The 9,774-nt window shown below is 51.7% G+C and carries 6 protein-coding genes and 1 pseudogene; 5 read left to right on the forward strand and 2 right to left on the reverse strand.

Annotated features, from left to right (window positions below; all coding sequences use genetic code 11):
- Nucleotides 1-54: 54 nt before the first annotated feature.
- A pseudogene (locus SIK69_RS07890) lies at nucleotides 55-456 on the forward strand (DUF4238 domain-containing protein); the annotation flags it as partial.
- Nucleotides 457-781: 325 nt separating this feature from the next.
- Here the strand turns inward: SIK69_RS07890 and SIK69_RS07895 are convergent.
- Nucleotides 782-1,633, reverse strand: coding sequence for an MBL fold metallo-hydrolase (locus tag SIK69_RS07895; RefSeq protein WP_045295616.1), 852 nt, complete (start codon nucleotides 1,631-1,633; stop codon nucleotides 782-784).
- A gap of 599 nt (nucleotides 1,634-2,232) precedes the next feature.
- Between SIK69_RS07895 and SIK69_RS07900 the strand changes: the two genes are divergently transcribed.
- From SIK69_RS07900 to SIK69_RS07910, 3 genes are all read left to right on the forward strand, one after another.
- Nucleotides 2,233-3,414 carry an MFS transporter gene (locus SIK69_RS07900; protein ID WP_047737071.1) on the forward strand — a complete coding sequence of 394 codons (1,182 nt, stop codon included), beginning with the start codon at nucleotides 2,233-2,235 and terminating at the stop codon, nucleotides 3,412-3,414.
- A 237-nt stretch (nucleotides 3,415-3,651) separates the two neighbouring features.
- A complete protein-coding gene (locus SIK69_RS07905; RefSeq protein ID WP_021571264.1) occupies nucleotides 3,652-4,431 on the forward strand; it encodes an MBL fold metallo-hydrolase in 780 nt (259 codons plus the stop codon).
- A 124-nt stretch (nucleotides 4,432-4,555) separates the two neighbouring features.
- Nucleotides 4,556-5,536 carry a GlxA family transcriptional regulator gene (locus SIK69_RS07910; protein ID WP_021571263.1) on the forward strand — a complete coding sequence of 327 codons (981 nt, stop codon included), beginning with the start codon at nucleotides 4,556-4,558 and terminating at the stop codon, nucleotides 5,534-5,536.
- Nucleotides 5,537-5,899: 363 nt separating this feature from the next.
- Here SIK69_RS07910 and SIK69_RS07915 read toward each other — a convergent pair whose 3' ends face one another.
- Nucleotides 5,900-6,541 (reverse strand): recombinase family protein, encoded by a 642-nt coding sequence (locus tag SIK69_RS07915; RefSeq protein ID WP_001567361.1) that lies wholly within the window; start codon nucleotides 6,539-6,541, stop codon nucleotides 5,900-5,902.
- A 167-nt stretch (nucleotides 6,542-6,708) separates the two neighbouring features.
- Between SIK69_RS07915 and SIK69_RS07920 the strand changes: the two genes are divergently transcribed.
- Nucleotides 6,709-9,696: a Tn3 family transposase gene (locus tag SIK69_RS07920; RefSeq protein WP_086629430.1), complete on the forward strand. Its 2,988-nt coding sequence runs from the start codon at nucleotides 6,709-6,711 to the stop codon at nucleotides 9,694-9,696.
- Nucleotides 9,697-9,774: the final 78 nt, after the last annotated feature.

The following is a 9,774-nucleotide window of genomic DNA, read 5'->3' on the forward strand; positions in this document are numbered from 1 at the left end:
CTGGTTGAGATTTTACTCACTTAGTCGCGTGTCCACTATTCGCGGGTAGGATCAGGCAAGGGTAAGCGGCAGCGTTTATACGCCTTTGACAAGGCTGCCGGGCGCGCCTATGCCACCACACCGGATGATGCGACCGTCCGCAACACGTTCTACAACCTCGATAATCACCCGGACCGTCTGAGTCTTGAACCACTGCTGGGGATTTACGAGCACCACGCGGCACCGGTAATTGCAGCCCTGCTGGCGCACAGGGATATTCGCAGGCTGACAGATGACGAACGCTACAGGCTGGCCGTGTTTGTTGCCGTGCAGCGCGCACGAACCTTCGGCGAACTGGAGCGTATCTCAGGCATGATTTCGGTGCTCACCGATAAGATGGAGGCAATCGGCTCGACTAAAGAGCAGGCCTTGGAAACCCTGGGCCTGTCGTCCGGGGGCGAAACCAGGGGTCAGTTTGGATATCGAAAATTATTGTACGTTAAGATGGTTTTTTGTACCTCTGAGCTGTGGTAGAGCTTGACCACTTTGACAGGCAGCTTTGAGTGGTAAGCGGACGCTATGTATCATTCAGGAATGTGCTAAACCTTAGCTACCGCTCTTAGGGAAGTTCTGATAGGTTTTCATTGTCACAAAAAAAGGCGTGCAATTATATTGTTCTTCATTGTGTTGTTTTTTTCACTAATATGACGAATATAAGCCACAATCCCAGAATTTAAAAACAACAGTATATAGAGCCAGCTTGAGTAGGCTGGCTCTATAAAGTTCATGCTGTTATTAATAATTAAAGGTTTACGGTCTCGCCATCATTCGGAACAACTACACGGTCATCAATCTTGTTTTCTTTGATATAGGCACGCATATCTGCGCGGCTGACGGTTGTGTGGTTTACAGCATCCATATGCACCGTAATGATTTTTGCCTGCGGCAACATCTCATAGGCGTGACGGACATCTTTTGTGCCCATAATAATGCCTGCGTCAGGGAAATTCAGGTTGCGGGCATCACCGGTATTCAGCACTAACACATCCGGTTTGTATTTCACGATTGCCTTGTTCACGTCGGCATTCCACAGGGTATCGCCGGCAACATAGACGGTTTTATGACCTTTTGCCGTGAAAACGACGCCCATGGCTTCGCCGAGGATCTCGCTGAGTGACGAGGCAAACATTTCGTCAGTACCGTGAGCACCGTGCGTTTTAACCACCGTAACATCGCCGAACTGCATTGTACCATTCAGGACTTTGACGTTTTTAAAACCCTGACTCCGGATTAATTTTGCATCATCTTCATGCTGGGCGATGATGAGAATATCTTTAGGCAACTTTTTCTGGGCTTCCGGATCCCAGTGGTCAAGGTGCGTATGGGTGACAATGATCCCTTCCACACCCTTATAGGTATCCTCAATGCTTACCGGCAGTTCAACGAGAGGGAATCGCAGCTGGCTGTTGTGTGTATTCTCAAAACCGGGATAAGCATCTTTTTTACCCAGCATTGGATCGATAAGAAATGTTTTACCCGCAATTTCTATTCTGCCGGTTGCATTGCGAATTTGCTGATAATGATCGGCGGCAAAAGCAGAGGACATTAATGTTGCACTCAGTACTACGGCAGCGAATAATTTATTCATGTTCATTCAGACTCCAGATGAGATATTGATACTACGATACAGTCTGCCATCAGCAGACATTTAAAAATATTAAGGGAAATAATTATGCCTGTATCTGATACCTGATTAGTTCCCGGCTGGCTTTAATTTCTCGTCAATCATAGGGGATACCCTGCTGATATGCCTGTGCCCACAGGGACAACTTTCGATGGTATCGGGTCATTGTTTATTTCACAGGCGAAGAGTATGAAGAACCTGGCACTGACCGGACCACCGGCCTGTAGGGCTTATCTCCCCCTGGCTTCACAATTTCTGTCCTGCTTCGCAGGGAATTTTCTGCACTGGCACGACAGGCGTTCGCAGGTGTACCTCCAGGCCTCGCTGCTGAATTGACCCGTTTTCATTGCTAATTGGCTGTGAGCCCTCTCACGTGTGTCCTGTCGTGCTCCGTATACTCCTTTCACCATGAGTGGGCGGATGAGCGGCAGCTTAACGTTGCCGTTATTTCCCTCTGCCCGGGACCCGGTCGGATATTGTGTCATCTGGTTTCCTTCAGGCGGGTAAATGCCGGGCTGAGGCTCCCCGTCTGCTTAATTTCATTCCGGAGCTTCACTAACATGAGAAATATGCGTCAGCAGGTCCTGATACTTGCGGGATCACAGGCTATCTTTCAGTCGATATCGGTACTGATAATGACAATAGGCGGACTGGCGGGGGCCCTCCTGACGCCAAATCCTTCACTGGTGACGGTCCCCATTTCAATGGCAAGCCTGGGCACCGTACTGGTGATGTTTCCCGCCTCTTTATGGATGGATCGGGCAGGCAGAAAAACAGGATTCATTACCGGTACCCTGAGCGGGATTATGGCCGCCGTCATTTCCATGGTGGCCATGATCCAGGATTCATTCATCCTGCTGTGCCTGGGGATGTTTTTTCTGGGAATATACCAGGCCTTTGCGCAGTTTTTCCGTTTTGCTGCGGGTGAAGTTGCGCTGCCGGCATTCCGCACCCGGGCCATTTCGCTGGTTCTGGCTGGCGGTGTTGTTGCTGCCCTGTTAGGCCCGTTCCTGGCCAGCTACGGAAGCACACTGTTCAGCGTGACCTATATGGGGTCATTCCTCTTTATGGCCGTGCTGGCTTCGCTGGGGTTACTTCTGCTGTCGCGTTTACACATGCCTACACAGACCGCTGACCCGTCAGCACAGACCGGTCCCCGTCCGTGGTTCAGGGTCATATCCCAGCCGTCTTATCTTGTAGCGCTTTTTTCCGGTGCTTCAGGGTTTGGCATTATGGTGCTGGGACTGACCACCACCCCCATTGCCATGAAACACTATGGGTTTGAACTCCCACAGATCGCTGTGGTTATCCAGCTTCACATTCTGGGGCGTTTCGTTCCCTCCTTTTTCACCGGAAGACTCATCGACCGGTTCGGTGTCACTACCATTATGCTGGCGGGGATCCTGCTCCTGCTTGCGTATATTGCGCTGGTGCTGTCCGGCGTCACGTGGGGATTTTTTGCCAGTGCGTTGATCCTGATGGGGATAGGCTGGAATTTTCTTTACGTCGGAGGGACCAGCCTGCTGGCAACGACCTACTCGGCAGCAGAAAAAGGCGTGGCTCAGGCGGCAAATGACATGAGTGTCTTTATCTTCAGTCTGATTTGTTCCCTGGGTGCCGGCCCACTGTTCAACGCATTTGGCTGGAAAACCATGCACCTCATCCTGGTTCCCTGGATCATCAGCCTGATTGCACCGGTGCTGTGGCTGATCTGGCATAAGAGGCGTGCGGTCAGACCGGCTCTGAAATAAGGACGCTGTCCCGCTGTTACCTGACGAGTCATTCCGCGTAAATGAAATTACTGCGCGACAGCTGATATCCTGCTGGCGCTGCTGACGGGCACAGGTTGACCTGATTTCATCGCCTAATGACCTGTGAGCGTGTCACGCCCACCGGGATCACCGTTTATAGTAATCCACCTGCCACCCCATGATCCGATCACCACGGGCGGGAGTGGCTTAAAATCTGATGAATCACTGGAGAGAGAAATGAAGTTAACGCAAGTCCGTAATGCCACCCTCATGCTGGAATACGCCGGAAAGAAATTCCTTATCGACCCGATGCTGGCAGAAAAAGACGCCTGGGATGGTTTTGCCGGAAATGCGCGTCCGCACCTCCGCAACCCTATGGTACCGCTGCCTGTGGCGGTTGAAACGCTGCTGAACGTTGATGCGGTGATCCTGACGCACACGCATACTGACCACTGGGACGAAGCGGCACAGAAGGCGGTGCCGAAAGACATGCTTATCTATACCCAGGACGAAAATGATGCTGCACTGATCCGCTCTCAGGGATTTGTTAATATCCGTGTACTGAAAGATGAAAACCATTTCGTAGATGGCCTGACAATTTACAAAACTGACGGCCAGCATGGCAGCAATGAACTCTACGCAGATACCGTCTGGGGGGAATTACTCGGCGATGCCTGCGGACTGGTATTCACGCACCACGATGAAAAAACGCTTTATATCGCAGGGGATACCGTCTGGGTGAAACCGTATGTAAAAAGCCTGCAGCGTTTCCGCCCGGACGTTGTGGTGCTGAATACCGGCTATGCGGTTAACGATCTTTACGGACCAATCATCATGGGTAAGGAGGACACGCTGCGCACCCTGGCGATGCTGCCTGAGACAACCATCGTTGCTTCGCACATGGAGGCGATTAACCACTGTCTGCTCACCCGCGCCGAGCTGCGTGAATTCACCCTTGAGCACGGCATTGAAAAACAGGTACGGATCCCGGCTGACGGAGAGATCCTCACGTTCTGATGGTCTGCATACTTCCGTCCCTGGAGATACTCCGGAACCGGCCACGGCTGCCATATAGCCGGTCCGTATGAACGTGTCAGCGACCGGAATTCCGGTCGCTGCAACTGACGAAAAGGTAAATACGATGTCTGCTTTGACAGTTGCCGTCATTGTCACTGACGGTTTCAGCCCGTTTCACTTTTCTGTACCCTGCATCATTTTCGGCGCCTCAATGCCGGAACCGGAGCTGTTCCGTGTCGAAATCTGTGCCCGGGAGCCGGGTATGGTGCAGTCTGATATCGGACTGTCCATCAACGTTGAGCATGGGCTGGAACGTCTTGATGCTGCCGATATTATCATCGTCCCTTACTGGCATAATCCTGATGAGAAACCAGACCAGGCACTGCTCGATAAGCTGATCAGCGCGTGGCAGCGTGGCGCACAGGTGGTGGGGCTATGCCTGGGTACCTACGTGCTGGCTTATACTGGGCTGCTCGACGGACACCGTGCTGCCACACACTGGGAGTATGAACAGGATTTCACAGCCCGCTTTCCTGACGTTCACCTAGACAGCAATTCGCTGTATACCCGCGACGAACGGCTGATTACCTCTGCCGGCACTGCTGCGGGTATCGACTGCTGTCTGAGTATTATCCGGGACCATTACGGTTCGGCCGTTGCCAACCGGGTGGCCCGGAGGATGGTCGTTCCGCCTTACCGGGAAGGCGGCCAGGCTCAGTTTATAGAACGTCCTGTCCCGGAAACAACACGGGACAACAAAATGAATGAATTAATGGATTATCTGCGCCGCAATCTGGACAAACCTCATGACCTGGATTCACTGGCCGGATTTGTCAGCATGAGCCGGAGAACGCTGACCCGTCACTTTCTGAAGGCCACCGGTACAACACTGGCAGACTGGATCAACGCGGAACGACTTCAGCGAAGCCAGGAGCTGCTGGAGACGACCAGCCACAGTATTGAAAAGGTCGCCGAAATGGCCGGATTTCAGTCACCCGTTTCATTCCGTCAGAGTTTTAAGTCAAAATTCAGTGTGAGTCCCAGCGAATGGCGCCGCGCATTCCGGGGGCCTGATCTGGTTGACCGACAAAATGACCAGGCATGACAGCGAATATGGTATTTGAATCCTCACAGATACTGCACAGCAGATTTAGGGCACTCCCCTTCCGGACGCAGTGGTCCCCTCAGCCAGTCAACGATGTAAAATTTAGTTGTATGCGATCCACGGCAGGATGAAGGGTTTTTAAGCCGGCTCCTGCTACGGCATTAACAATTTTCCAGTACCGGTGTGTTTTGTTGTAAGAGCTGCCCCCATAGATTTACACTCTGAGGCGTTAGCAACATCCGCTTCTGGCACACAGCGGACTTTCCTTACATAGATGATGCATCAGTCTGCTAATCACAAAGGTTGTTACAGGGCGCTAACTATTACGCCATGACTGCAAATAAACACCGTCATTCCAGCCTTTCAGGCAGTTTCATTATTTTTATGAAGCGCTTGTATCCGGCAAACCTGTGAAGCACTGTAGCCTGTAGCATCCGCCGTTTCCCGGATACTCAGTTTCTTTACCTGCCGGTAGTACAGGACTTTCTGATGCCGTTCCTGATCGGCTTGCTTACCCCGGTACTTTCCAATTGTATGAGCCCGCTCGATTCCCTGTTTTTGCCGCTGGCGGCGGCTCAGCCAGTCCTTATGTGACATTGCGGCCATCAGATCGATAAGCATGTTATTGATGGCGGTTATTACTGCGCGGGTGATCGGATCGGCCTGAGAAGGATCCTTATCTGACAGTGCCTGCCATGATGTGGGCACATCAAGACTGACAATTCGCAGCTCATGTTGTTCTATCTGTTTTTTTAGCGTCATCCAGTCGCTGTTGCTGAGACGTGTCAGACGGTCTATCTGCTCGACCAGTAAAATATCATTGTGGTGACTGTCCATCAGTAAGCGTCCCAGTTCCGGGCGCTCAAGTTTTGTGCCACTGATATTTTCCCGGTAATAGCTGGCGATTTTATGCCCCCGTTCCTGGACGAACTGCTCCAGCATCTCTTTTGCTCGATCGGCGAACTGGTCTTCCGTCGATGCCCTTAAATAAGCTCTGATGAACATTTTCCCACCGCATTATCGCATTTAGGTTATTGCACTTAATCTATCGCATATAGGTTATGTCATTCATCGTGTGCCGTCACGTTTTGATTATGGCGTCAGGGTGTACCCTTATGCGATAACCATTTTTGTTAAAAATACCGCATCGAATAATTTGTGAGGGAAACTATATGGCAAGGAGGCAGATTCTTTCTCTGTCGGATAGAGAATCATTACTGGCATTGCCTGAAGATGAGTTAACGCTGACCCGAATGGCGTATTTCAGTGAGCATGATCTGGCGCTTATCAGTGCTCACCGTAAACCCGCCAGCCGTTTTGGTTTTGCCGTCCTTCTTTGCTATCTGAAAAATGTCGGCTTTGCCCCGGATAAAAAAATCCCACCCTCTGATGCGCTGCTGAAGCATATCGCCAGCAGGCTAAAGCTTACCGGGGATCTCTGGCCAGCTTACCTTTCCGGCCGGGATACGACCCGGCGTGAGCATTTAACCGAACTGTACCGCTATCTTGGCGTAAAGGCGTTCACCGGCAAAATACAGCAGGACTGTATTACACACCTTTTGTCGATGGCGACGCGCACCGATAAAGGTATTCTCCTGGCCGAAGAGTTACTGGTCTGGCTCCGGCAGAACAACGTGATAATCCCCGCGATTGATGTCGTGGAGCGTACCTGTGCGGAGGCCATGGCTGGCGGAGATAAAATCGTATTTCAGACTCTGAATGCCCCGTTAACTCCGGCGCACAGGGATGCCCTGGATCGTTTACTTGAGTCATCAGATAATCAGCCTTCCAGGCTGACATGGCTTCTGCAACCGCCGGGTAAAATCAACGGTAAGAACGTGCTGCAACATCTTGAACGGCTCAGCAGCATTGAATCGCTGGCCTTACCTGAAGGTATAGATCGTACCATTCACCAGAACCGGTTGCTGAAACTGGCGCGGGAAGGCCGAAAGATGAGTAGCCGGGATTTGACCCGATTTTCAGCAGCCCGCCGTCATGCGATCCTGGTCTGCGTGCTGGAAGAAGCCAGAGCCACACTGACAGACGAAGTTATTGAGCTGCATGAGCGAATGCTGAACAGCCTTTTCAGCAAAGCCAAAAGAACACAGGCTGAGCGCCTTCAGCAGACCGGAAAGCTGATCCAGTCCAAACTGAGACAGTACATCGATGTCGGCCAGGCGCTGTCTGATTCCCGCGATTCCGGTGGCGATCCATGGCTCGCAATAGAAAACATACTCCCGTGGCCTGAATTTGTCGCCAGTCTGGAGGAAACACGCCATCTCGCCAGAAAAAATAATTTTGACCCGCTGCATATTATTACTGAGAAATACAGCACATTACGGAAATATGCCCCGCGCATGTTGTCCGCTTTACAGTTAGTCGCAACCCCGGCAGCGCAACCTCTGGCTGATGCGCTGGTTGTGATCAAGGATATGTACCGGAAGCAGTCACGTAAAGTTCCGGCGACAGCGCCGCTTGAGTTTGTCCCTGAAAGCTGGCGCAAGGTGGTGATTACACCTGCGGGTATTGACCGGCAGTATTATGAATTTTGTGCGCTCAGCGAGCTTAAGGGGGCGTTGCGCTCCGGGGATATCTGGGTTAAAGGCTCGCGCCGCTACAAAAATTTTGATGATTACCTCATACCCGAAAAGGACTTTGACAAACTCACACCGGTGCTGCCACTGCCCGTATCTGCTGATTATCATGAATACATTACCAGCCGTATGACTCTGCTTCAGTCCAGACTTGAAGAGGTCAATGCCATGGCTGCCCTTGGTGAGCTGCCCGATGTGGAAATATCCGACAAGGGCGTAAAAGTCTCTCCGCTGGATAACTGCGTTCCGGCGCAGGTTTCACCGCTGGCAGAGCTGGTTTACAGCATGCTACCGCGACCTAAAATCACGGAAATTCTCGATGAGGTAAACAGCTGGACGGCGTTTACCCGACATTTTTCGCATATAAAAAATGACATTATCCGTCCTGATACCCGCCAGCTCCTCACCACCATTCTTGCGGATGGCATCAATCTTGGCCTGACCAAAATGGCAGAAGCCTGCCCCGGGAGCACAAAATCATCACTCGAAGATATTCAGGCATGGTACATCCGCGACGAAACCTATTCAGCCGCCCTTGCAGAGCTGGTAAACGCGCAGGGGAAAAGACCGCTGGCGGCATTCTGGGGAGACGGGACAACATCATCATCAGATGGACAGAATTTCAGAACAGGCAGCTCAGGCCGCTACACAGGGCAGGTTAATCCGAAATATGGGCAAGAGCCTGGACGTCAGTTTTATACCCATATTTCGGATCAATACAGCCCGTTTTACACCTGCATAATCAGCCGGGTCAGGGATTCAACCCATGTGCTCGATGGCTTGCTGTACCACGAAAGCGACCTGGAAATCAGGGAACATTACACCGATACTGCGGGTTTCACCGACCATGTCTTTGCCCTGATGCATCTGCTGGGATTTGCGTTCTGTCCGCGAATCAGGGATCTCCACGACAAGAAGCTGTTTATCAAAGGGAAAGCGGACCAATACCCGGCACTTCAGTCACTGATATCAACGACCAGCCTGAATCTGAAAGAGATCGAAATCCACTGGCGTGAAGTGCTGCGTCTGGCGACCTCGATAAAGCAGGGAACAGTGACGGCATCCCTGATGCTTAAAAAGCTTGCCAGCTACCCCAAGCAAAACGGACTTGCCAAAGCACTGAGGGAAATTGGCCGTATTGAACGAACGCTGTTTATGCTCGACTGGTTCCGCGATCCGGCACTGCGTCGGCGGGTACAGGCGGGACTGAATAAAGGAGAAGCCCGTAACGCGCTGGCGCGTGCGGTATTCCTGCACCGCCTGGGTGAAATCAGGGACCGGAAACCGGAAAATCAGAGCTATCGCGCCAGTGGACTGACGCTGCTGACGGCAGCTATCTCGCTGTGGAATACCGTCTACATGGAAAGAGCGGTCGAGGCCTTGAAGCGTAAAGGGCTGAAGATCAACGAGCAACTGCTGTCGCATTTGTCGCCGTTGGGCTGGGAGCATATCAATCTGACAGGCGATTATATCTGGAAAAGCAACCGGATACCGGCTTCCGGTAAGTTTCGTCGGCTGAGGCCAGCTAAAGTAGAGAGGTCAAAAAATAGCCTTAACGTACAATAATTTTCGATATCCAAACTGACCCCAACTACACCGGGCGAACTGGATTTTAAAAACCACCCCTGGTTTATGGGAAACCAG

The sequence above is a fragment of the Scandinavium lactucae genome (genome assembly GCF_033843265.1).
GTDB classification, from domain to species: domain Bacteria; phylum Pseudomonadota; class Gammaproteobacteria; order Enterobacterales; family Enterobacteriaceae; genus Scandinavium; species Scandinavium lactucae.

Excerpts from the sequence above, each read along its gene's own strand:
- SIK69_RS07895 (WP_045295616.1), bottom strand. The coding sequence starts at position 1,633 with ATGAACATGAATAAATTATTCGCTGCCGTAGTACTGAGTGCAACATTA.
- SIK69_RS07920 (WP_086629430.1), top strand. The coding sequence starts at position 6,709 with ATGGCAAGGAGGCAGATTCTTTCTCTGTCGGATAGAGAATCATTACTG.
- SIK69_RS07915 (WP_001567361.1), bottom strand. The coding sequence starts at position 6,541 with ATGTTCATCAGAGCTTATTTAAGGGCATCGACGGAAGACCAGTTCGCC.
- SIK69_RS07900 (WP_047737071.1), top strand. The coding sequence starts at position 2,233 with ATGCGTCAGCAGGTCCTGATACTTGCGGGATCACAGGCTATCTTTCAG.
- SIK69_RS07910 (WP_021571263.1), top strand. The coding sequence starts at position 4,556 with ATGTCTGCTTTGACAGTTGCCGTCATTGTCACTGACGGTTTCAGCCCG.
- SIK69_RS07905 (WP_021571264.1), top strand. The coding sequence starts at position 3,652 with ATGAAGTTAACGCAAGTCCGTAATGCCACCCTCATGCTGGAATACGCC.